19 protein-coding genes are annotated in these 23,860 nt (G+C 55.6%); 13 read left to right on the forward strand and 6 right to left on the reverse strand.

From position 1 onward, the window contains the following. Positions 1 to 3: 3 nt before the first annotated feature. Both BLR09_RS00615 and BLR09_RS00620 read left to right on the forward strand, forming a co-directional pair. Entirely contained in the window at positions 4 to 1,332 is a 1,329-nt protein-coding gene (locus tag BLR09_RS00615) for a RagB/SusD family nutrient uptake outer membrane protein (protein ID WP_093196496.1), read from the forward strand. Between the two features lie 12 nt (positions 1,333 to 1,344). Then, a complete protein-coding gene (locus BLR09_RS00620; RefSeq protein WP_093196498.1) occupies positions 1,345 to 3,930 on the forward strand; it encodes a M14 family zinc carboxypeptidase in 2,586 nt (861 codons plus the stop codon). A 112-nt stretch (positions 3,931 to 4,042) separates the two neighbouring features. Here BLR09_RS00620 and BLR09_RS00625 read toward each other — a convergent pair whose 3' ends face one another. Further along, positions 4,043 to 4,996, reverse strand: coding sequence for an NADP-dependent oxidoreductase (locus BLR09_RS00625; RefSeq protein ID WP_093196500.1), 954 nt, complete (start codon positions 4,994 to 4,996; stop codon positions 4,043 to 4,045). Positions 4,997 to 5,122: 126 nt separating this feature from the next. On the opposite strand from BLR09_RS00625, the gene BLR09_RS00630 reads away from it, so the two are divergent. The 4 genes from BLR09_RS00630 to BLR09_RS00645 all read left to right on the forward strand — a co-directional run bounded on the left by BLR09_RS00630 (position 5,123) and on the right by BLR09_RS00645 (position 9,201). Beyond that, positions 5,123 to 5,521 (forward strand): winged helix-turn-helix transcriptional regulator, encoded by a 399-nt coding sequence (locus tag BLR09_RS00630; protein WP_093197779.1) that lies wholly within the window; start codon positions 5,123 to 5,125, stop codon positions 5,519 to 5,521. An 18-nt stretch (positions 5,522 to 5,539) separates the two neighbouring features. Continuing rightward, a complete protein-coding gene (locus BLR09_RS00635) occupies positions 5,540 to 6,442 on the forward strand; it encodes a helix-turn-helix domain-containing protein (RefSeq protein ID WP_093196502.1) in 903 nt (300 codons plus the stop codon). A 78-nt stretch (positions 6,443 to 6,520) separates the two neighbouring features. Beyond that, entirely contained in the window at positions 6,521 to 7,522 is a 1,002-nt protein-coding gene (locus tag BLR09_RS00640; RefSeq protein WP_093196504.1) for an aldo/keto reductase, read from the forward strand. A 107-nt stretch (positions 7,523 to 7,629) separates the two neighbouring features. Further along, positions 7,630 to 9,201: a Na+/H+ antiporter gene (locus BLR09_RS00645; RefSeq protein ID WP_093196506.1), complete on the forward strand. Its 1,572-nt coding sequence runs from the start codon at positions 7,630 to 7,632 to the stop codon at positions 9,199 to 9,201. Between the two features lie 165 nt (positions 9,202 to 9,366). Here BLR09_RS00645 and BLR09_RS00650 read toward each other — a convergent pair whose 3' ends face one another. Next, positions 9,367 to 9,717 carry a YbbN family protein gene (locus tag BLR09_RS00650; protein WP_093196508.1) on the reverse strand — a complete coding sequence of 117 codons (351 nt, stop codon included), beginning with the start codon at positions 9,715 to 9,717 and terminating at the stop codon, positions 9,367 to 9,369. A 144-nt stretch (positions 9,718 to 9,861) separates the two neighbouring features. On the opposite strand from BLR09_RS00650, the gene BLR09_RS00655 reads away from it, so the two are divergent. The 5 genes from BLR09_RS00655 to BLR09_RS00675 all read left to right on the forward strand — a co-directional run bounded on the left by BLR09_RS00655 (position 9,862) and on the right by BLR09_RS00675 (position 14,556). Continuing rightward, positions 9,862 to 11,475: a sensor histidine kinase gene (locus BLR09_RS00655; protein WP_093196510.1), complete on the forward strand. Its 1,614-nt coding sequence runs from the start codon at positions 9,862 to 9,864 to the stop codon at positions 11,473 to 11,475. Next, the gene (locus BLR09_RS00660) at positions 11,453 to 12,517 is read left to right on the forward strand and encodes a response regulator (protein ID WP_093196511.1); all 1,065 of its coding nucleotides are present in this window, start codon (positions 11,453 to 11,455) and stop codon (positions 12,515 to 12,517) included. The genes BLR09_RS00655 and BLR09_RS00660 overlap by 23 nt, the downstream gene beginning before the upstream one ends. 141 nt (positions 12,518 to 12,658) lie before the next feature. Beyond that, positions 12,659 to 12,907 (forward strand): FixH family protein, encoded by a 249-nt coding sequence (locus BLR09_RS00665; RefSeq protein ID WP_093196512.1) that lies wholly within the window; start codon positions 12,659 to 12,661, stop codon positions 12,905 to 12,907. Further along, a complete protein-coding gene (locus BLR09_RS00670) occupies positions 12,904 to 14,013 on the forward strand; it encodes a L,D-transpeptidase family protein (protein WP_093196513.1) in 1,110 nt (369 codons plus the stop codon). The genes BLR09_RS00665 and BLR09_RS00670 overlap by 4 nt, the downstream gene beginning before the upstream one ends. A 57-nt stretch (positions 14,014 to 14,070) precedes the next feature. Further along, positions 14,071 to 14,556, forward strand: coding sequence for a hypothetical protein (locus tag BLR09_RS00675; RefSeq protein WP_143010975.1), 486 nt, complete (start codon positions 14,071 to 14,073; stop codon positions 14,554 to 14,556). Between the two features lie 55 nt (positions 14,557 to 14,611). On the opposite strand, the gene BLR09_RS00680 is transcribed toward BLR09_RS00675, so the two are convergent. Continuing rightward, positions 14,612 to 14,989: a hypothetical protein gene (locus BLR09_RS00680; protein ID WP_093196515.1), complete on the reverse strand. Its 378-nt coding sequence runs from the start codon at positions 14,987 to 14,989 to the stop codon at positions 14,612 to 14,614. Positions 14,990 to 15,132: 143 nt separating this feature from the next. Here BLR09_RS00680 and BLR09_RS00685 point away from each other — a divergent pair, with 143 nt between their 5' ends. Continuing rightward, positions 15,133 to 15,906 (forward strand): NUDIX hydrolase, encoded by a 774-nt coding sequence (locus tag BLR09_RS00685; RefSeq protein WP_093196516.1) that lies wholly within the window; start codon positions 15,133 to 15,135, stop codon positions 15,904 to 15,906. Between the two features lie 38 nt (positions 15,907 to 15,944). Here the strand turns inward: BLR09_RS00685 and BLR09_RS00690 are convergent, their stop codons facing one another. From BLR09_RS00690 to BLR09_RS00700, 3 genes are all read right to left on the reverse strand, one after another. Beyond that, positions 15,945 to 16,769 (reverse strand): universal stress protein, encoded by an 825-nt coding sequence (locus BLR09_RS00690; RefSeq protein ID WP_093196517.1) that lies wholly within the window; start codon positions 16,767 to 16,769, stop codon positions 15,945 to 15,947. A 98-nt stretch (positions 16,770 to 16,867) separates the two neighbouring features. Next, a complete protein-coding gene (locus tag BLR09_RS00695; protein ID WP_093196518.1) occupies positions 16,868 to 19,360 on the reverse strand; it encodes a cation-translocating P-type ATPase in 2,493 nt (830 codons plus the stop codon). A 212-nt stretch (positions 19,361 to 19,572) separates the two neighbouring features. Beyond that, on the reverse strand, positions 19,573 to 20,232 hold the full coding sequence (locus BLR09_RS00700) for an HAD family hydrolase (protein ID WP_176785391.1): 660 nt from the start codon (positions 20,230 to 20,232) through the stop codon (positions 19,573 to 19,575). Between the two features lie 334 nt (positions 20,233 to 20,566). On the opposite strand from BLR09_RS00700, the gene BLR09_RS00705 reads away from it, so the two are divergent. After that, positions 20,567 to 23,860: a SusC/RagA family TonB-linked outer membrane protein gene (locus BLR09_RS00705; RefSeq protein ID WP_093196519.1), complete on the forward strand. Its 3,294-nt coding sequence runs from the start codon at positions 20,567 to 20,569 to the stop codon at positions 23,858 to 23,860.

Consider the following 23,860-nt stretch of genomic DNA (forward strand, 5'->3'; position numbering starts at 1 on the left):
GACATGAAACAGAAACTACTCACGCTGCTCGTCGCCCTCACCGGCCTGACGTCCTGCGATAAATACCTGGAAGAATCTCCCAATAATGCCCTGCCGACGGCCAGCGCGATTATCGACGCCGGTACTGCCCGGGCGGCTATCATCGGCGCGTATTCCCGCGTGCAGGGATACTATGCCAGCAGCTACCCGACATTGGGTACCATGCCGGCCGACAACGTTATTTTCAACGGTACCCTCAGCCAGTACCTTCAGTTGGATCAGAACGCAGTGACGCCGGACAATGCCGTCACGCTCGATGTATACCAGGGTATTTACCGGGTGATCAATTCGGCAAACAGTATCATCGCGTATGTGCCGGGTATCCAGGATCCGAACCTCGGTTCGACCGAAAAGAATACCATTCTCGGAGAGGCATACTTCCTGCGGGCGCTGGGGTACTTTGACCTGGCGCGTGGCTGGGGCGGGGTGCAGCTGCAGCTGAAGCCAACCGCCGATCTGGCGGATCTGAAAGGTATCAAACGCAGTACGCTCGACGCTACCTATGATCAGGTACTTGCCGACCTCGTCAAAGCGGAGGAGCTGCTTCCGGAAGATGCGACTACCCGCAACCGGGCACAGAAAAGTATCGCCCGGGCGCTGCGGGCGCGCTTACACCTCTACCGCGGGCAGTGGGCAGATGCGGAGGCCTATGCGACCCAGGTAATCGGCAATACGAAGTACGAACTGGTGAAGCCGTTCAAAAACTTCTTCACGTCTCCGTTTCTGACAAAGGAATCGGTATTCGAGCTGACCTATTCTACCAACAACCGGAATAGCTACTGGAACCTCTGGTATCCCAGCTCGCTGGGCGGGCAGTATACACTGAAACCTTCGGCGTCGGTTACCCAGAAACTGAATGACCCGGCGATCGGCGGCAGCCGGAGTACCCTGCTTGCCGGAACCGGAAGCAACGTATACGGGGTACTGTATAATACTTCCGCCACGAGTACCGATCCTTCGTACCTCATCCGCATCGCCGAGCTGTACCTCATCCGGGCAGAAGCGCGCGCGCAGCAGAACAAGCTGACCGCCGCCGTCGCCGACCTCAACGTGATCCGTGCCCGGGCAGATGTTGCCGCGTTTTCAGGGGCGACGCAGGCTGCTGTCCTTCAGGCCATTGAAGACGAAAACAGCGTTGAGTTTGCCTTTGAAGCCCACCGCTGGTTTGACCTTACGCGGACCGGTCGTGCGGGGGCTGTACTCGGCGTCACCGACCGCAATTACTGGGTCTTTCCGTTTCCCTACCAGGACGTCCTGTCCGATCCCGATCTTGAACAAAATCCAGGCTACTAATTCATATCCGACATGAACCGTTTCAGATGGGCGATTGCCGCTCTCTTCCTCCTCAGTACCTTTTCGCTTCGTGCCCAGCACGCGTATTTCTTTCCGGGAGCGGGGCCGTTTAACCCGAACGTCCCAACGCCGGAGCAATTCCTTGGCTATGCCATCGGCACGCACTACACCCGGCACGACCAGCTCGTGGCGTATTTCCGGGAGCTGGAGCGAACCTCCGGCGGCCGGGCGAAGCTTCAGGTAATCGGCAAGACGTATGAGGAGCGGCCACAGGTTGTCCTGACCGTCACGTCTCCCGAAAATCATAACCGCCTGGAAGACATCCGCCAGCGCCACGTAACGGTGACCGACCCGTCCAAAAACGGACTGGAAAAGGCCGACCCGGTCGTTATTCTCCTCGGCTACAGCGTGCACGGCGCTGAGACCTCGGGCGGAGAAGCGGCATTGCTGACGGCCTACTACCTGGCGGCCAGTCAGAGCCCGGAAACCGTGAACCAGCTGAAAGAAGCCGTAATTCTGATCGATCCGTCTCAAAACCCGGATGGACGGGATCGCGGCGCCAACTGGCACAATGCCTACAAATCCTTTCCGCCTGTTTCCGATCCGGCGGACATTGAGCACAACCAGGCCTGGCCGGGCGCGCGCGTGAACCACTTTTTCACCGACCTCAACCGCGACTGGCTCAGCGCCGAGCAGATTGAAAGCCAGAATCGGGTGGAGTTTTCGCACCAGTGGTACCCGAACGTCCACATTGATTTTCATGAGATGGGGACGAATAGTACGTATTACTTCGAACCGTCTCCGGCCGGAAACCAAAGCCCGATTATCCCGCAATCGTCTTACGACTTCAATACTACCCTGGCCCGGTACCACGCCGAGGCGCTGGACAAAATCGGGTCGCTGTATTTTACGAAAGAAGCGTTCGATAACCTGTCTCCGATTTACGGCTCTACCTACCCCGATTTTTACGGGGCAGTGGGCGTGACGTTTGAACAGGGAAGCTCCCGCGGACTCGTCCAGGAAAGTACCTCCGGGCTGGTGACCTTTCCGTTTACCATTCGGAATCATCTTGTGACGGGTCTTGCTACGGTCAAGGGTGCCGTCGCCGAAAAGGAAAACCTCTTTAAGCTTCAGAAGGAATTTTTCCGCTCCGCTGTTACCCAGGGCAAGGCTAATCCCGCAAAAGGCTATGTTTTCGGGGATAGCCGGGATGTATCACTCACGCAGCGGCTGCTAGGCCTGGCGCTGCGGCACCGGCTGAATGTGTATCAGTTGCCGGCGGACGTTACCGTCGACGGAAAGAAATTCGAAAAAGGCAAAGCCTATGTCGTTCCTGCCGACCAGCCCTTCTTCCGGATTGTACACTCGCTTTTTGAAGAAACACCGAAGCTGAAGGACAGTACATTTTACGATAATACTTCCTGGTCCGTCATCCATGCATACGGAGTGCAGTATGCGAAGTTGACGGGGGCCGTTTCGCTCGGCGATAAAGTGACGAAGGTAGAAGACGTTAAAGGTACAGTAACCGGCGGCAAAGCGACGTATGCTTACCTGCTGAACTGGTCGGACTACAACGCCTCCCGCGCACTGTATACCTTGTTGAAAAAGGGAGTTTTGGTCAAAACGGCGCTCAAACCGTTCACGAGCAAGACCAATGCAGGTGTTCAGAAGTTTGGTTACGGCTCACTGGTAGTTCCGGTACAGACGCAGACGCTTGGCGCGGATAGCCTCTTTGCGGCGGTATCGGAAGCGGCCCGTGTTGCGAAAGTGACGTTTTCGACGACTTCCACAGGTTTCAGCGTGGAAGGTATTGACCTGGGCAGCAACAACGTCCGGACCATCCGCAAGCCGGAGGTAGCGGTGCTGGCCGGCCCCGGTTCCGGACTGGCGGAAGTAGGGCAGGTATGGTTCCTGCTCAATAGCCACCTCGGCCTGCCGGTGTCAAAACTGGAGGTAAGTTCGGTTGGCCGTACCTCGCTCGACCGGTATAACGTCCTGGTACTGACCAGCGGCAATTACCGGGAGCTGGACAAACCGGCTGTAGACGAGCTGAAAACCTGGGTAGCCAAAGGCGGTACGCTCATTACGTTCCGCGCGGCTGCGGAATGGGCGATCCGGCAGGGACTGGCGAAGGAACGGGTTTACGTGGATTCTTCGGCCAGTCGCCGCGGCAATCAGCGGACAGACTATGCCGTCCGCGCGGAAACCGAAGCGCCCCGGCGAATCAACGGAGGAATTTTCCAGGCAGATATCGACATCACAAACCCGATTGCATTTGGGCTGAACGACCGCCGGATCTTCTTCACCAAAACCGGAAGCACGATTCTGCTGCCGAGCCGGGACAAGTACGCTACCGTGGCGAAGTATACGCCGTCGTCATACATCAGCGGTTTTGTAACCCGCGAAAACATCGCCAAAATCAACAATACAGCGTCTATTCTGATCGGACAATCGGGTCAGGGAAAGACGATTCTGTTTGCAGAAGATCCGACGTATCGCCATTACTGGCATGGAACGGACCGGTTATTTCTGAATGCGGTTTTCTTTGGTGATTTGATTCAGTTGCAGTCGGCGTTCATCGCTTCGGAAGAAGAATAACTCACCAATTTTTTTCTGTGAAGTCTGTGTCGTCTGTGAGAAAAATATAGTTAGCTCACAGACGACACAGACTTCACAGAAAAATTAGAGCAGTGGAGGTCTTTCTACGGTTTCAGACGGTAACAACCACTTTTCCCGCGATGGATTTCGACTCCTGTACCCGGTGTGCTTCCGGTAATTCGTCGAAGGCAAACGTCCTGAATATGTGCGGTTGCAGTGCGCCGCTTTCAAGCAGTTCTGCCAGCGAACGCTGATCGGCGCCATCGGAAACCACACCTACACGGTAGCCTTTTACCTGGCGGGCGCTGAGTTGTTGATTGAGCGCCTCGTCGAACTGTGCCAGAATACTGACGAGCGTTCCGCCCGGGCGAATCACGGTCAGGGAGCGTTCGAGGTGTTCTTTCGTCATCTGTACACCATCGAGGACGAAATCGACGTCCGAAACGACTTCTTCAAACCGTGTACTTTTATAATCGATGTGTTCATCCACCAGTGTCAGCGCGAAATCCCGGTGGGTGGCAGAGGAAGTACCTATGACATAGGCGCCGAAATGCCGGGCAATCTGCGCCGCAAAATGACCGACGCCGCCCGTGACGCCGTGGATCAGTACGCGGTCTCCCTTTTTCACCTGTCCATAGCCGACCACCGCTTTCCAGGCAGTAAGGGCGGCGAGTGTTGTTGCCGCGGCCGATTCGAAGGAAACGGCGGCCGGTTTGAGCGCTAACTGATCGGCCGGAGCCGCGACATATTCTGCATAGGCTTTTCCGTACCCCGGAAAGCGTACCATACCGAATACGGCGTCGCCGGGTTTGAAGGACGTTACGTCCGGTCCAACGCTTTCGACGATACCGGCAATATCCCAACCGAGGACAACCGGCTCTCCCGCCACAGGTTGCAGGAACATATTCAACGCCCAGTCATACGACCGGACAGCTATATCTACCGGATTGATACTCAATGCTTTGGTGCGAACCAGGACTTCTCCTGATTTCGGCTGCGGTACGGGAAGATCGGAGAGGACCAGGTTTTCGGGTCCACCCGGTTGGGTCAATACAAAGGCTTTCATAAGAGTGAAATCGAAGTTCGCAGCAAAGCTAGATTTATGCTATCTTTGAGGCAAGTATGCACCAAATGGTAACCTACGTACCAAATGGATACTAATGGGGCATATGAGCTGCAAACCGGGAAAAAAATGTCAAAAAAAATAGAAGAGCTCACCCGTGCGGCCTGTGCGGTAGATTACGCCTTCCAGCGGATGGGCGGAAAATACAAGGCCCGGATACTCTTTCACCTGCGGGAAGGTATCCTGCGTTACGGCGAACTGCGCCGGGGAATGCCGGATATTACTCCTAAAATGCTGACGCAGGCTTTACGCGAGCTGGAGCGGGATGCACTCATCACGCGGAAGGTCTACCACGAAGTACCTCCCCGGGTGGAATACGAACTGACAGGCGACGGCCAGGACCTGCTTCCCGCCATCGGCCTGTTGTGCGAATGGGGCAAACGGCAGATGAAACAACGGAATCTTCCGATCATCTACGATCGCGCTTCCCGATATGAAACCGAGGAAGAAGTGCTAACCTCGGTTTGATTTTTATAACTTTGCCGCATGAATACAGCAGAATCGATTCAGGATTTTTACGGTCGGGTAGCGTTGAAGAATCCGGGCAGCCCGGAACGCTCGGGAATCGGGCATTTCAACGTTTTTTCCCGGGAATCGTGCGCCCTGATCACGCCTTACAGCCGGAGAGATTACTACAAGATTTCGCTGATTATCGGAACGGGTACGCTGCATTACGCGGATAAGTGGATCAGAATCGACCGTCCGGCCCTGTTGTTTTCGAACCCTGTTATCCCGTATTCGTGGGAGGCTGGTTCCGAATCGCAGCAAGGCTGGTTTTGCCTGTTTACGGAGGCGTTTATTTTTCCGGGGGAGCGGCAGGAAAGCCTGCAGGATTCCCCGCTGTTCCGCATCGGCGGCAGCCCGGTGTTTTTTCCGGACGAAGAGCAACTGGCCGTGCTGGCCGATATGTACCGGAAAATGATGCGCGAAATGGCTTCCGACTATGTTCACAAGTACAGCGTATTACGGCATTACCTGCACCTGGTGATTCACGAGGCCATGCGGATGAGTCCGGCCGGCTCCTTTGAAAAACACACCAATGCTTCTTCCCGGATTACAACGCTGTTTCTGGAACTGCTCGAACGGCAGTTTCCGGTCGATACCCCGCAAACAGCGCTGAAACTGCGGACGGCGCAGGATTTTGCCCGCCATCTTTCCGTTCATGTTAACCACCTCAACCGCGCTGTTCGCGAAACGACCGGAAAGACGACAACCGAGCACATCGCCGCCCGGATTGTCCGCGAAGCCGGCGCATTGCTGCGGCATACCGATTGGAACGTTTCCGAGATTGCCTATAGCCTCGGGTTCGAGTATCCGGCTTATTTCACGCATTTCTTCCGGAAGAATACGGGGATGACCCCCGGGGAAGTCCGCGCAGCCCTTGTTTGAATCTTGACAGCTTTCGTTTGAATTTTGAAATGCTGCCGGAAGCAGGGGTACTACTTTTGCATCGTGACCAACGCAGCTATGAAAAACAGAAAACTGGGCAACACGACCGAATCACTCTCCGCAATCGGTTTGGGATGCATGGGCATGAGCTTTGCCTATGGCCCCACGGACGACACAGAAAGTATCGCCACCCTTCACAAGGCCCTTGATCTGGGCATCAACTTCTGGGATACCGCTGACATGTACGGCAACGGGCAGAACGAGGAACTCCTCTCGCGGATACTCGTCTCCAACCGCGAAAAGGTATTTCTGGCTACCAAATTCGGCTTCCGGTTCCGCGATGGCGTCGCCGGACCTTCCGGGTCTCCGGGGACGTATTTTGACGGATCTCCCGAATGGGTAAAGAAAGCGGCGGAAGACAGCCTTCGCCGCCTGAAAACCGACGTTATCGACCTCTACTACGCCCACCGGGTAGACCCCAATGTGCCGGTGGAAGAGACCGTCGGCGCAATGGCCGACCTTGTCCGCGAAGGAAAGGTCCGGTACCTCGGCCTCAGCGAAGCATCGGCCGCCTCCATCCGGAAAGCACATGCTATTCACCCGATAGCAGCCCTCCAAAGCGAATATTCCCTGCTCTCGCGGGATGTGGAAGGGGATATTCTGGATACGGCGCGGGAATTGGGTATATCGCTGGTGCCGTACTCGCCGCTGGCGCGGGGACTGGTGACGAATACCCTGGCCGTTGACCAGCTGGCCGATTCGGACTTCCGCCGGTTGCTGCCCCGGTACTCCGGCGCGCATTACGACAACAACCAGCGCCTGGCTGCCGAGTTCGCGGGCCTGGCTGCCGACAAGGGCGTTACCGCCGCGCAGCTTGCCCTGGCCTGGGTACTGGCAAAGGGCGAGGACATTATCCCGATCCCCGGCACTAAAAAACGGAAGTACCTGGAGGAAAACGCCGGCGCGGTAGATATCCAGCTCTCCGCATCGGAAATTGCCGAAATCGAAGCCGTTGCTGCCCGCTACCCGAATACCGGCGAGCGTTACAATGAAGGTTCGATGAAGCTCGTCAATAACTAGTTAAAATTTACCGGTAAAAGGCCCTCGGCGGACGCTCGTCTGCTGAGGGCCTTTTTCTATCTTTACCCTGATCCCGAAAACCTCTTTGTACCGCAAAACCTTCCTCCATGTCGGAAACCTTTCTCTTTTACATTCTGCTTGTTTTGATTATCCTCGGGCTGGTGATGCTGGCCCAGAAATTCCGGACGGCCTACCCGATTGTACTGGTGCTCGGAGGGCTGGTACTCAGCCTGATACCGGGCATACCTGACATATCGGTTGAGCCCGAATGGATTTTTGTCATTTTCCTGCCTCCGCTGTTGTATGAAGCGGCCTGGTATACCTCCTGGAAGGAATTCTGGCGCTGGAGACGGCTGATTTCCAGCTTTGCGTTTCCGGTTGTGGTGATTACAGCTTTCGGCGTGGCGGCTTTTTCGGTCGCCTGTATTCCGGGATTTACCTGGGCGCTGGGCTTTTTGCTTGGTGGAATTGTCTCTCCGCCGGATGCCGTATCGGCTTCGGCTATTCTGAAGCATATCAAGGTACCCCGGCGGATTGTTTCGGTGCTCGAGGGGGAGAGTCTTCTCAACGACGCATCCAGTTTGATCATCTTCCGCTTTGCGCTGATCGCCGTAGGTACCGGTCATTTTGCCATTGAGGAAGCAATCGGCAGCTTTTTTCTCGTAGTAGGAATGGGTATTCTGATCGGCCTGGGCGTCGCGCTGGTATACTACGCCATTCACCGCTGGCTACCGACAGATCCGAATATTGACATTGTGCTGACGCTCACGGCTCCCTATGCCATGTACCTGCTGGCGGAAATGTTCCATTTTTCGGGAGTACTGGCGGTGGTCAGCGGGGGGCTGTTTCTGTCTTCCCGAAGCCACGTCATTCTGAGCCATAGCAGCCGGTTGCGGGGGACAAACGTGTGGTCGGCGCTCGGGTTTGTCCTCAACGGACTGGTATTCATGCTGATCGGCCTGGAACTACCGGTCATCGTCGACCAGCTCGGCGATGTCGGGCTCGGAGAAGCCATCGTATATGGTATAGCGATGACGGTATTCCTGATCGCAATCCGGATGTGCTGTACCTTCGGCGCGGTTGTCTTTACGAAATTTATCAGCCGCTACATTACGACTGCCGATCCGAGTCCGGGCGTCAAGGCGCCGGTGATCATCGGCTGGGCGGGTATGCGAGGTGTGGTATCGCTCGCCGCTGCGCTTTCGGTACCGCTGGTGCTGGCAAACGGGCAGCCGTTCCCGCAACGCAACCTGATTCTGTTCATTACCTTCAGCGTTATTTTATTATCACTTGTGGTACAGGGACTTACCCTTCCGGTCGTGATCGGCTGGCTCAACATGGAAGATCCCGACAAAGCCCTGCCGGAAGAGGAACAGATAGAGGCCATCCGCCGCAAACTGGCAGCCAGGAGCCTGGCTATTCTGGACGAAAACCACCAGCAGACTGTCGAAGCCAACCGCATGCTGACGCAGCTGCGGGCCCGGTATGAGCACGATCAGTTCGGAACGGCTGAAGAGTCAGCGGCGTACGCGACTGTGGTACTCGATTTGCTGGACCGGCAACGGTCCTGGCTCCGTGAAATCAACCGGAAAAACGAAGTCAGCGAAGAAGTAATCCGCCGCTATCAGACCCTTCTTGACCTGGAACAGGAGAAGTTGCAGCGCTGGAGGGAGAAGTAGCGGGGTTGGGCAGGGGGCGTAGGGCATGGGGCAGAGGGCATGGGGTGAAGTCGTCTTGGAAGGTATTTGGTGCGAATAATTAAAAGCCCGTGAATGGCAATATACCATCCCAGGCTTTTTACCCTATGCCCCTTGCCCTACGCCCCCTGCCCCCTGCTCCTTGCCCTACGCCCCCTGCCCAACCCCGCACGCCGTATCCTCCAGACTATGCAGTTTGCTGAAAAGCGGGTCGCGGAGGTCGGTATAGGACAAAATACCCTCGCCGCGCCATAGCTCGATGCCGCGGCGGACCAGTACCAGCGTCGGAAAATGCCCGACCTGAAAGCTTTCGATTATTTCCGGGTAGACGTTTTGCCGTATTTTGAGAATGGAAACGCTGTTCCCAAAGACAGCCTGGACTTCTGACAGCAATTCATTCAGGTATAAATTGCCCGTCGACTCCAAAAATGCCAGCAGAATGGTCCGCGCCTCAAAGGCCCGTCTGCTTCCCCCGATGCCACCGCTCCGTGTTTCCATAAGTCAAATTTCGACCAGCCGGAAACGCGGTATCCATGAGGATCGTCACGGGAAAACCTGATTTTGGTCACCCCGTATTTTTTTTCTTGGTCCGGCTTGTACTAACTTCAACCCTCGGCCGCCAACGGACCGCACCACACTTTCATGGAATCAGATTTTTATCACCGGATATTTACGGATCTGCTTTTCGAGCAGGCCGATGACTTTATTGGCGTATTTGATCTGGAATCAGAGGAGTTTTTCCGCATCAACGAGGCCGGTACCGGTCTCTTCGGCGTTGTAACGAAAGACGAACTTCAGGTCCGCAAAGCAATCCCCTTTCTGACAGGTGAAAAGCTTGCAGAAATCCGCGAGCGCGGAAAATACCGCTACCAGGACGAGACCTTTCTCACCCGTGCCGACGGCAGAACATTCTGGGCCCGGATTTATGTCGATCCGTTTGACATCAACGACCGGCCTTACGCAATGGTCCGTATCTCCAACCTGGAATGGCTCCACCGCATCGAAGACCAGCTGGAACAGAACGCCCGGCGGTATGAAGCGATCTTCGACAGCGCGACTATCGGCATCATCGTATCGGACCGGAAAGGAAATATTGTTTCGTGTAACCAGCTGGGTTACAAGCTTTTTGGTTATCCGGATAACGAGCTGACGGGTCAATCCATCGAATTGCTCGTTCCCCGCGACCGCAGCCAGGGCCACGAACACTACCGGGAGTCGTTTTACCGGCACCCGCAGGTTCGGGCGATGGGCCATAACCGGGATTTGTATGCGCGGCGGAAGGACGGTTCGATCTTCCCGGTTGAAATTTCCCTGAGCTATTTTCACCTTGAGGATGAACTGTATGCCGTGGCATACATCATCGATATATCCTTCAAAAAGGAAACCGAGCAGGAACTTCTCGCCCAGCAGCACCGGATCGAATCGATGAATGCCGAGCTGGAACAGAAGGTAGTCGACCGGACCCATGCCCTGATGACAACCCTCGCCGAGCTCGAAAAATCCAAAGACGAGTTGTCGAAGGCCCTCGCCACCGAACGGGAGCTCGGGGAGCTGAAATCACGCTTCGTGGCTATGGCGTCGCACGAGTTCCGGACGCCGCTTACGACCGTTCTTACCTCCGCCTCCCTGATCGAGAAATACCCCGAGTCGGATCAGCAGGATAAGCGGAGCCGGCACATACGGCGTATTACCTCGTCCGTCAACCACCTCAACGATATACTGGAAGAATTCCTGTCTGTCGGAAAGCTGGAGGAAGGCAAGGTCGAAGTACAGCTCTCGGAAGTAGACCTGATGCGCCTCCTGTCTGAGATCATGACCGACCTTCAGGGTTTGCTCAAGACGGACCAGGTATTCGACACGCGCCTCGACTTCGGCGATGTGGTCTGGAGCGATTCTGCCATTCTGCGGATGATTCTCGTCAACCTCCTTTCGAACGCCATCAAGTACTCCGGCGAAGGAACCCTGATTTCCATCAACGGCATCCGGCAGGATAACCTGCTAGTACTGTCCATTCAGGATCAGGGTATCGGTATCTCCAAAGAAGACCAGAAACACCTTTTCGAGCGGTTTTTCCGGGCGCAAAACGCGACCAATATTCAGGGTACCGGGTTGGGGCTGCACATCGTGCGCCGCTACCTGGAACTCATCGGCGGAAAGATCACCCTTGATAGCGAACTCAACCAGGGTACCACCGTCACGATTGTCATTCCGATTACTGAACCCGTGAAAACTGATGAAGACGATTCTGCTTATTGAAGATAATTTAGATATCCGGGAAAATACCTGCGAAATCCTGGAGCTGGCGGGGTATAAGGTCATGGAAGCCGAAAACGGAAAGGTGGGCGTCGCGAAAGCGATGGAAACCCACCCCGACCTGGTTATCTGCGACATCATGATGCCGGTGCTGGACGGATACGGCGTGCTCCATATTTTCTCCCGGAACCCGGACCTGGCCCGCATTCCGTTCATCTTCCTGACGGCGAAAACGGAGCGGACCGACTTCCGCAAAGGCATGGAGCTGGGGGCGGATGATTTTCTGACCAAGCCGTTCGAAGAAAGCGAATTGCTCAAGGCTATCGAAGGACGGCTGAGCCGGTTCGAGCAGCTCGACCAGGTTCGCATCCGGGCCGACTACGACCTGAACAGCAACGGATTACAGGAATTTCTGGATGACGTGCAGCTGACGGTCGAGCTTGAGTCGCTGTCAGTTGACCGGAAGTCCCATTTCTTCCCGAAAAAGCAGTACATCTACACCGAAGGCGATCGCCCCTCCCGCGTGTACTTCGTTCGGAAAGGTACCGTCAAGACGATCAAGATGAACCCGGAAGGGAAGGAGTTTATCACCGGGTTGTATGGTCCGGGTACGTTTTTCGGCTACCTCTCGGTGCTGGAAAAAATGGACTATGCCGATTCGGCGGTATGCCTCGAAGATACCGAGCTCATTTACATACCCCAGACGGATTTCGAGCAGTTGCTCTGGGCCAACAAGCAGATCAGCCACCAGTTTATCCGGATGCTGGCCGGCCGGGTGATCGAGCGGGAGCAGCAGCTCCTCACGATGGCCTACAGCTCGCTGCGCCGGCGGGTGGCGAATATGCTGCTTCAGCTGAATGAACAGGCTTCGGAAGAAACAAAGGTGATCCGTTTTTCGCGGGATGACCTCGCCTCCATGATCGGCATCGCGACGGAATCACTGATCCGGACCTTGAGCGAATTCAAACAGGATGGCCTCATTGAAATTTCCGGCTCCTCTATCCGGGTATTGCAGGCAGAGAAACTGCGCCGCGCAAACTGGTAATTTCCTATTTCCGGGGAATGCAGGCGGTACGGTCGCCCGCATTCCCCGGAATGATTTTTATCAGCCGGTGGGGCAACCTTTCCTCATCGCACCGGAAAAATCGCGCAGGTAGCTTTGTCGCGTCGCTATCTGAAACGTGTCATGAACTACCTGCCTCATCAGCATACGCTGACCATCGCCCTGCCTACCGCCCTGAAAAAGGGGGAACTGGTCTGCCACCACCTGACGCAGAAGTACCAGGATTTCAAGGTCTCCCTTGCCCGTGTTCCGAACTCGCTCGTCCGCCTCACGACCGAACACATGGCTTCAGGTCGCTGGCTGGTGCAGGTATTCTGGACCGACGGAGACCGTGAATATTTCCTGGAAGAAGAACTGATGATCCGCGGATGAGAGCTTTTCTGCCGCTTGCCTTTTTTCTGCTGCCGTGGCTTGCCGCAGCGCAGCAGCCTCTCCGCGTTCTGAAAACGTATGCGTTTTCGAAGGGAATTGATACCGTTTGCCATGCGGGCGACAGTGTTTGCGCACGCCGGTTGATTACCGAACTGCTCTACGGCCACGCACCGGACGGAATCGCCTATACCGGGGTGAAAGAAAACCTGAACGTCTCCTTGCTGACTGTCCTGACAGACAGCGTAGCAGCCGGTCGTGATTGGTACCGTCTGCTGGCCGCACATGAACCGGAAGACCTCCGCTACTGCTACCTCGAAGACTACTGGGCCCGCGGTTGCAGTGACGAATATGCGATGGACGCGGCGACGCTTGCCGCGCTGAAAACGGCGCTTAATGAATACCGCTGGTTGAACCGGTTCAGCGCGCCGCTGAAAGTGGTAGTGAATATTCCGGCCGCGCAACTGGAAGTCCGGAATGCAGCGGGCAAAGTACTCCTCCGGAGCCGGGTAATAGCCGGAAAAAAGGCGACGCCGACGCCCGTATTTTCCGCGCCGGTCACACAGGTGATTACATACCCCTACTGGAACGTCCCGGCGTCGATTACTCGAAAAGAACTACTCCCCAAACTCCGGAATAACCCCGGCCTGCTGAACGAAATGGGTATGCAGGTAATCGACAAAAACGGGAAGACAGTCGACCCGTCCTCGATCGACTGGCAAAAGCCTTTTCCCTATCGCCTCCGGCAATCGACCGGGTGCGATAACTCGCTGGGCGTCATGAAGTTTCAACTGAAAAGCCCGTTTGATATCTACCTGCACGATACCAATAACCGCGCCGCGTTTTCCGGAAAAAACCGGTTTCTGAGTCACGGTTGCGTCCGGGTGGAAAAGCCGGTTGAGTTGGCTAATGCAGTGCTCGGAAAACAGGTATTCAAACCGGCTTTTCTGACGACTTGCCCGGCAAATCCGGTTTCCGGAAGCTATGCCGTTTCGCCGGAGGTACCGGTATTTTTTCTCTATAAAACCCTGGATGTCACTGAAACAGGTGACCTTGTTTTTTACGAAGACATTTATGAAAAGGCTAAGGAAGTGAGCAGCCACCGGTAGTATGATGCATATGCCGCAGAGAAGCAGCATATTGCCATACCAACCAACCTGATCCGCATGAAACTCCTTTGCAGTATACTTTTGATGATCGTCTTCAGCAGTCAGGTTTCCGGGCAGCGCAGGCTGGAATTGCCGTTCGGCCTGGCTTTCGGCATGTCGCCGGAGCAGGTAACCGAAGCCATGAAGAAGCTGGATATAGAAGAAGAACCGGCCATGTTAGCGGAGTACCGGTTTTTTTCTCACGTACCGGTAGGCCACCGCTTTGCGACCGTCAATGCGATTTTTAACGAAAAAACACTGGTACTGGAATCCCTCATCGAAGCGTTTGAGGAGTCGGACGACCCCCTCCTCGAATACGATTCCATGCGTGTAGAAGCCGGGGCGAAGTACGGGAAATCGACTACCCGGAAACGATTGGATCGCGAAACCTTTTCTGCCCAGGAAGACTGGCAGTTTGACGACGGCGTATTGACCCTGTCTCTGGCCAAATCCGGTGTTTCCCTGATATTCGATAAGGCGCTTCCCAAAAAGAAAAAGCGATAAATAGCAAAGCGGGCGCCCGGGAAACCGGGCGCCCGCTTTGCTGAGATAGTCCTGCTTATTGCTTAACGCGTACCGCGCTCGCTTCAAACGAACCCATTACTGAACCTTTGAGGTGATCGTCGTCTACCTTGGTAAGCTCCATCGCAATGCCGGAAGCCTGCGGGTGATCGAAGTAGATGGTGAGTTTTTCTTTTTCTTCTTCGATTTTCGAGATCGGCAGCGCTTCGGCGCCTTCGCCGACCGGTTTCAGCTCTCCAGTCAGTTTTCCGTCTTTCCGGACCAGTTCGGTTGTCATTTTGGCATCTCCGTTTGGCGTACCCAGTACGGTGATTTCCCATTTTCCGGCGAAGAAGTCATCCGGAGCAAGGGGTGTAAAACTGGTCAGGGAGAGGCCAAGCAGGATAAGGAACAGAAAGAAGTTTGCTTTTTTCATGCGAGTAATTGGTCTTAAGGTGAATTTGTTTCCACGGGTCTCCGGACAGAGAACAGGAGGGGTAACTGGTACTATTTCCGGAATAAATGTAAAGAGAGTTTTGATTATTCCGTAAAATGTACGGAATAATTTTATCTTTGAGTATGAATTCGTTGGAAGACGTACTGGACTTCGTTCACCACGGCCGCGGCCGATACGTGCCTCATGTCAGCCTGGACTCCGTGATCATCGGCTATCACGACCAGCAGCTCAAAATTTTACTACTCAAATGGAAAGGGTTCGAAGGCTGGGGCCTTCCGGGCGGATTCGTGCTGCGGCATGAACCGATCGGCGAGGCGGCGCATCGCATCCTGCACGAACGAACCGGTCTGGAAGACCTGTTTCTGCAGCAATTTCATGTTTTCGGCGACTCTCCCTATCGGCTGGAAGAACGGGATACGGCGTTCTTTGCGCGGTTCGGGCTGGAGGTGGAACCGGGCAACTGGTTGCTCGAACGGACGTTGTCGGTAGGGTACTTTGCGCTGGTGGACTATTCCCAGGTCAGCGTCCGGACGGATTTTTTCACCGAAGATTATCAATGGTGGGACGTAGCGGAGATACCCGAACTGCTCTTTGATCACAACGAGGTAGTAGAGAAAGCCCTCGATACGCTCCGGCTCCAATTGTTTCACCAGCCGATTGGCTCGAGCCTGCTGCCGGAGAAATTCACCCTGCCGGAGATACACTCCCTGTACGAAACCATCCTCGGCCGGAAGCTGGACTCCCGCAATTTTGCCAAAAAACTGGTCGCGCTGGGCCTCATCCGGAAACTCGACGAGCAACGCCTGATCGGACCGCACCGATCCCCCTTTCTCTATCAGTTTGAAAAGGAAGCCTATGAAAAGGCTCTCAAACTGGGTGTCGTGCAGACCTATTGATAAAAAAATCCGGCGGGTATCCGCCGGATTTTTTTATATCAGTTGCCATCGTGCAGCGCCAGGAGCGGCACCAACGGATTGTAGGCGAGTTGCCGGGTGACACTCCGGTTCCAGAGTACATCGAGGAGGGATTTCCGGTGAGGGACCGTCACGAGGAGGTCTACCTGGTTGTTTTCGAGGTAGGTTTCGATGCCGTGGCCGATGTTGTCGTCCATGATGAAATAGGGCGTCGCCTGCCCATCGCCGAACTGGGCCGCCAGGTCGCGGCGATGTTCCTCAAAATCACCCTTTTCGGCATGATCAAAGTTGGTTTCAACGATGGAAAGCGCGGTCAGTTCCGCTTTTCCAATGGCTTTGATATCGAGCAGGGGTTTCAGCACATCGGCAGAAGGCAACGTACCGGGGTACGGCACGGCCAGCACTACCTGCCGGATGGCTTTGTTTTTGGCTGATTCCGGTACGACGAGCACATTGGTTTCCGCTGAGCGGATAAGCCCGGTGGCGACGCTGCCGAGTACCGGAAAGAGACCGGCTCCGGTGGCGCCAACTACGACAAGGTCGTATCCTTCCCGTTCGAGAAGCGAACCGACTACCGTGACGGGCGTACCCGGCGCGTTGAGCAGACGGTAGGAATGAATTGCCGGAATATCCGTGATCGCGTTCAGTTCTTCGTGAAGATGCTGAAAGGAGGCGTCCTTGGCTTCGTCGAGCAGGTACGCCGCCGCGTAAAGCGCGTCGGTTTCAATCTGGTATACGTGCAGCAGGGAAAATTCGACGGGTGTATCCCGGAACAACGTCTGCGCGAAATGGATCGCATTCCGGGCGGCGTCGGAGAAATCGGTGAGGAGGAGGACTTTTTTCATAACAGATGCTGGATGGGCGGACCGAAACGTCCGCAACAAAACTACTGAAAGAACAACAGCCTGTACGCGGCAAAAATTCTGCGGAACGCTGATAAAAATCAGCCCCGGAGTCTTCTGAATGCTTTCCAACCTTCCAGCCAGACAACAGAAACAAAGCCCGCCGCAATACCTCCTGCCGCCAGTGAAACATCGGGCAGAATGAAGCCGAAGAATCGCGCCAGGGGTGGAACCGTCAGCAGGAGTACCGTCAGCAAAATCGTGATTCCGAGTACCAGCGGGACGAGGCGGTTTTTGTAACCGAGTGTGGTTATGAACGAATAGTAAAACGACCGGTTGACCAGTGTCAGAAATACGTTTGCTGCGATCAGGACGATGAACACCAGGGTACGGGTTTCGGCCTCGCCGAAGTCATGAATAAGGCCGTACTGGTACGCGCCGAGGGTCGACACGCTGATGAGTATGCCCTGTATGATGCTCAAAATCAGCTCATTGCCTCTGAAAAAAGTCTCAGAAAATGGTCGGGGAGGTTCCTGCATGGCATTTCGCTCCAGGGGTTCGTTTTCGTAAACAATGGAGCAGGTCGGCCCCATGATCAGCTCCAGAAAAATGATGTGAACCGGCGAAAAGATATCCGGAAACTTCCAGCCCAGAAACAGAGGCAGGGAAACGGTCAGGATAATCGGAATGTGGATGGAGATGATATACCGGATCGCCTTTTTGAGGTTGGTGTAAATGCGGCGGCCCATCGCCACGGCATCGACCATCCGGGCGAGGTCGTCTTCCAGCAAAATCAGGGAGGCGGCCTGGCGGGCGATTTCCGTGCCTTTTTTGCCCATCGCGATGCCGATATGCGCGGCTTTGAGTGCTGGGCCGTCATTGACGCCGTCGCCCGTCATGGCGACTACCTGCTGACTGGCTTTCAGCGCGTTGACCACGCGGAGCTTGGCATCGGGAAACATCCGTGTGAAGACAGACGTAGTCAACGCCTTCTCTTTCAGCTCATTATCGGAAAGCTGCATGAGCTCGTCCCCCGACAGGCCGTGTTCCCACCCGCGAAAACCCACCTGCCGGGCGATGGCGCGGGTCGTCAGTGCGTTGTCGCCGGTGATGATCTTTACCGAAATACCGGCGTCATAAAACGCATGCAGTACGTCCGGAATGTTGGCTTTCGGAGGATCGTAAAACCCTACCAGGCCGAGAAAACGGAAGGGAAGATCCTGCTGGCGTTCGGGATAGGCATCGCCTGAGAAAGTGGACTCACCAACCCCCAGTACACGGAAGCCTTCCGCCGACATCTCCTGTAGCGCAGCAAGTACCTCCTTTTTTTCCGTCTCCGACAGGTCAGAAACTGCAAGCATCGCTTCCGGAGCGCCTTTGGCAGCGATAATGCGCTGACCGTCAGACTGTTGAAAAACGTGCGTCATCATCGGCGGACGACCTCCCAGCGGGTATTCGTGTACCAGTTTCCAGTCCGGACGTTCATCCGCCTGCGTTCGTTCGCCATAGGCCCGGTGCAGCGCGATTTCCATCGGATCGAAGGGGAGGGGTTCGCTGGCCCACATCGCGGTGCGGATCAGTCCGGACTCGTCAGCGCCGGCCTGGTCCAACGTGACAATCTGTCCTTTTGCCGGCGTATATAAGCGGGCGAGCTGCATGCGGTTTTCCGTCAGGGTACCTGTCTTGTCGGTACAGATGATCGAAGCGCTGCCGAGGGTTTCGACGGTTTTCATCTGCCGAACCACAATGCCCATCCGCATCAGCCGCCAGGCGCCGAGCGCCATGAATGACGTAAAAGCGACGGGAATTTCTTCGGGAAGAATACTCATCGCCAGCGTCAGGGCTTTGAGCAGGCTGTCGAGAAGCTGGCCGGAGCGGACGAAATGCACGGCCCAGACGAGGGCGAAAACGATCGCCCCGAGGATGACCATCTTCCGGACGAAAGATCCGACTTGTGTTTCAAGCGGCGTTTTTTCTTCCCGGATGTTTTGCAGGCTTTCGCCGATACGACCCAGTTCTGTCCGGGCGCCGATAGCCGTTACTTCGGCGATGGCAAGTCCGCTTACGACGGTAGTTCCTTGAAAGACAGCTGGTTGTGTTGTGTCTTTGGCGACGGGCAGGGACTCGCCCGTCAGGATGGATTCGTTGACAGTGAAGTCGTGCGCATACCGGATGAGACCGTCAGCGGCGACAAGCGTGCCTTCTTCGGCAACGAGGTAGTCGCCGACGACGAGCTGATCTGCGGGTATTTCAATCAACTGCCCGTTTCGTACCACACGACTCGACGGCTGGGTATAGGCTTCCAGTTTTTCCAGGGCGTTCCGGCTCCGCGTGTCCTGATACAGCGAGATCGCGGAGACGAGTACGATGGCGGAGGCCAGAAAAATGGCGTCGCCGGTTTCTCCGCTGACCAGGTACAGGGCGGAAGCGGCGAACAGGAGCACGACCATCGGCTCCTTAAACAAATTCAGCAACAGACGCCAGGGGCCTTCCTTTCCGGAAACCGCGCGGGTATTGCTTCCGGATTTTTCGCGGGAAAGGAGTACTTCTTCGTCGGTAAGGCCTTTGATATCAGCGGGCAGGTTGACAGGCATGGCAGCGGGGTGGTGTGCGGCGAAAGTTACACAAACCCGCGCCGGAAAAAAGTGACAAAACGCGTTCTATGCGGAAAAGAAGCTGTATGCGGGCAAGTATGCATCACTGACAGGATAGAGCTTTCCAGGTGATGCTGTCAGTCGTCGAGCGACAAAGCCCCCGGAAAGCAGCTGACTTTTCGGGGGCTTTGTCGCTCAAAGGTTGTTTTATATCATCCGATCAGACTCGCTGCGATCTGGTATGACATCGTCGTGTAATCATAGATATAATGATCGCACGGCGGAAGCTCTTCTTTCGTATGGGAAGTCAGAACGCCTACTACCTTCATCCCGGCGTTGCGGGCGGCGGTAATGCCGGAAAAGGAATCTTCAAAAACCAGGCAGCGGTCGGGGGATACGCCCAGATTCCGGGCCGAAGTCAGGTATACCTCCGGGTCGGGTTTGTGGCGCTGCACGTCTTCGCTGGCCAGTACCGAACCCATCAGATCCCGGATGGGCACTTTGCTCATGATCAGGTCAAGGTTGGCCCGCGGCGCGGAGGTCGCCACACCCAGCGCTACGCCGTGGGCATGGAGGTCGGTGATAAACTCCACATTGTGCGCGATCGGCTCGACATACGGTTCGTAGATTTTCCGGAAAAGACTTTCTTTCTCGTCTTCGAGCAAAGCGAGTTCTTCTCCGTCGACAGTCCGTTGCAAAAAATGGCTCAGAATGTACCGGTTGCTTTTACCGAACATATGCTCGGCAAACTCTTCATCGGTAGGCGCCAGGTTCCGGACAGCGAAAAACTCCCGGAAGGCCATGGAGTGGTAGGGGTTGGTATGGCAGATAACCCCATCCATATCGAAAATGACGGCAATAGCGTTGTTCATGGCTCAAAATAACGCATAAAACAGCAAACGACGGAAGCAGACGGGCGTTTTCCGGATACCGGGTACGTTACCGAAATGATGTTTTAAAAGGACCTTTCCGGGGTCGTGCGGAATCTTAACGGTTTGGTTACACAGCTTAACATTCCGGTAACAGGGCCTGTCAAGTGACACTATACTTTTGCACCCGGTTCCGGTAAGGTACCCGACTATCCGGGCAAGAGGGCCCCCGACCGGCGGTCGCCGCTAATACAACTCTTCGCATTATTATGAATACGACACCGCGGTCGCCACGGTGCCGGAAAGGTCTTTGCCTTCTCACTATAAACTGACTCCTATGCATCCATTATTACCTGCTGACAGCCTGCTCAGAAGGTACGCACTTGTTGCCTGTCTGGGCTTTTTGCCCCTGCCCGGCGTTGTCCGGGCCGCCGAGCCGGTTGTGCTGACCGCACCCCGCGACATTGTCATTAAAGGCATCGTTACCGACGGAAAAGAACCCCTCCCAGGCGTCAATGTCAGCCTGAAAGGCACCCGCATCGGGGTTACGACGGACGCCAAAGGTGCTTTTTCCCTGTCGGTTCCTTCTTCGGAGTCGACGCTGGTATTCAGCTACATCGGCTTTGTCCGGCAGGAGATTGTTGTCGGAACGCAGACGAACCTGTCCATTACGCTGCAACCCGATGCGAAAGGGTTGGAAGAGGTGGTCGTTGTCGGATACGGTACCCAGAAAAAAGCCAACCTCACCGGAGCGGTATCGCAGGTGGGAACGGAGGTACTCGACAGCCGGCCCGTCGCCAACGTCACCCAGGCGTTGCAGGGCGCGGTACCCAACGTAAACGTGACGTTCGGAGACGGCCGTCCCGGCTCTACCGGTACCATCAATATCCGGGGTTTTGCTTCGATCAACAGCTCTACGGGTTCTCCGTTGATCCTGATCGATGGCGTGCCGGGCTCGCTCAACTCCATCAATCCCCGTGACGTTGAGAACATTACGGTGCTCAAAGATGCTGCTTCTTCGGCGATCTACGGGGCGCGGGGTGCGTTTGGCGTGGTGTTGATTACGACGAAGAAAGCGGCGTCCGGGAAGATGCAGGTCAACTACAGCAGCAACTTCGGCTGGTCGACGCCGACCGTCCGTACCGACTTCATCACCGACGGCTATACCTCCGCGAAACTGAATGACGAGGCCTTCCTCCGTGCCGTCGGGAAAACCTATACCGGCTATACCGATCAGGATTACGAGGAACTGAAAAAGCGGCAAACGGATAAGTCCCTGCCGTCGGTTGTGATCGATAACCGGAACGGAAAAGACATGTACGTCTACTACGGCAGTACCGACTGGTGGAGTACCATGTTCCGGAAGTGGTCGCCCTCGATGGAACATAACCTGAGTTTCAATGGCGGAAACGACAAGACCAACTACCTGATTTCGGGACGGTACTACCAGAAACGCGGCGTGATGCGCCTCAATCAGGACGTCTACAACGGATATAACTTCCGCGCGAAGCTCAATACCAAGGTAACCGACTGGTTCTCACTCAACACGAATACCCAGTTCAACGCCAGCGATTATACGTATCCGGGCTGGGGTGTAAACAGCAACTTCGTTTCGGTGACGGTGCACGCGCTGCCGTCTTACGTCCCCGTCAACCCGGATGGTACGGCGACCTACCGGACCGAGCTGAATAACTACACCATTGGCGACGGTATCTATGCCGATCTTCTCCACGGAAAATCAAAAGGCGGCGAAAAACGATTTGAGCTGACGAATACCGTCGGCGGAACGCTGAAACTGTCAAAAAACCTGTCGGTCGTCGGTTCCTACAGCTATACCCTCTCCAACGGAACGTTTAACGTCAACCGCAGCGCCTGGGAAGGCGGCAATACCTTCCTGCGGCGGACGGCCGCGCCCTGGTCGATCTACCCGGGCGTGATCAGCTACGTAGGCTACGATCAGTTGAACGAAACGTCAAACCTGTCGCAGTACCACGTAGTCAACGCATACGCTACCTATGACAAAACCTTCGGCGATCATGGACTGAAGGCGATGATCGGCTACAACCAGGAATTGTACCAGCAGAAATCCCTCAGCGGTAACCGGAAGGATCTGTTGTCGGAAGACCTGAACGACGTGAACCTCGGCTCCGGCGCGCAGGAAATCAACGGCGGCCAGGCCGAATGGGCGCTGCTGGGGTACTTCGCCCGGATCAACTACGATTACAAAGGCAAGTACCTGCTCGAACTCAACGGCCGCTATGATGGAACGTCCCGTTTTCAGCCGTCTGACCGGTTCGGGTTCTTCCCGTCGGTATCGGCAGGATGGCGGGTCAGTCAGGAGAATTTCTTCGACCCGATCCGGGATGTAGTCAACGACCTGAAATTCCGGGCGTCATATGGAGCGCTTGGTAATCAGCAGGTTGCGAACTATGCCTACGTTTCTTCCCTTTCCCGGGGAACATTGAGCTACCTCATGAACGGGGTGAAGACGGAATACCTCTCGTCGCCCGCCCCGATTTCCAATACGCTGACGTGGGAAAAAGCGACGTCAACCGACCTCGGTCTGGATGTCGTCCTCCTGAAAAACCGCCTGAACCTCACGTTCGACTGGTACCGCCGCGCCACCACGCAGATGCTGACGAAGGGCCGGACCCTTCCGACGGTATTCGGTGCGACCGAACCCCGCGAAAATGCGGCGGATCTTCTCACGAAAGGCTTTGAAATCTCACTCGGCTGGCGCGATCAGGTACGCATCGGGGCGAAGGCGCTCCAGTACAACGTCGGCTTCAACATCGGCGACTATACCGCGAAGATTACCCGCTTTGACAACCCGACACAGCTGCTGAGCAGCTATTATGTCGGGCAGCAGCTGGGCGAAATGTGGGGCTACTCGGTAGATGGTATGTTCGGAACGGACGACGAAGCCGCTGCCTGGCAAGCCAAAATTCCCCTGGCCAATTCGGCGGTTCACAAACAGATTTCCAGCGCTCCCGGCGAATGGGGCAAGCTCCGCGCGGGCGATCTTCGGTTTATTGATGTCAACGGAGACAACAAAATCAGCGTCGGCGCGAATACCGTGGGCGATCACGGCGATCTCAAGCGCATCGGCAACAGTCTGCCCCGCTACTCGTTCGGCGTCAACGCAGGGGTGAGCTGGAACGGATTCGACGTGTCGGCTTTCTTCCAGGGCATCGGCCGGCAAAACTGGTACCCGGGTTCCAACGCGGATAAGTTCTGGGGACCGTATTCCCGCCCGTACTATTCGTTCGTTCCCAAAGATTTTGAGTCACAGATCTGGACGGAAACGAACCGCAACGCTTATCTCCCGGTACTGCGGGGCTACACCGCCCTCAACGGCGGCGGCGATCTTCAGGCAGCGAACGACCGGTACATCCAGAACCTGGCTTACGTCCGCCTGAAAAACCTGACGGTTGGCTATACCCTCCCGAACCAGGTACTCCAGCGCCTGAAAATGAGCCGTTGCCGCATCTATGCGTCCGGCGAAAACCTGTTCACCCTGACGAAGTTCAAAACCGACTACATCGATCCGGAAATGGCCGCTGCCGAAACCAACGGCCGGGTGTATCCTTTCAGCAAGGTGTTTTCGATGGGTCTTGATATTTCTTTCTAA

The organism is Siphonobacter aquaeclarae (assembly GCF_900103285.1).
Lineage (GTDB): Bacteria > Bacteroidota > Bacteroidia > Cytophagales > Spirosomataceae > Siphonobacter > Siphonobacter aquaeclarae.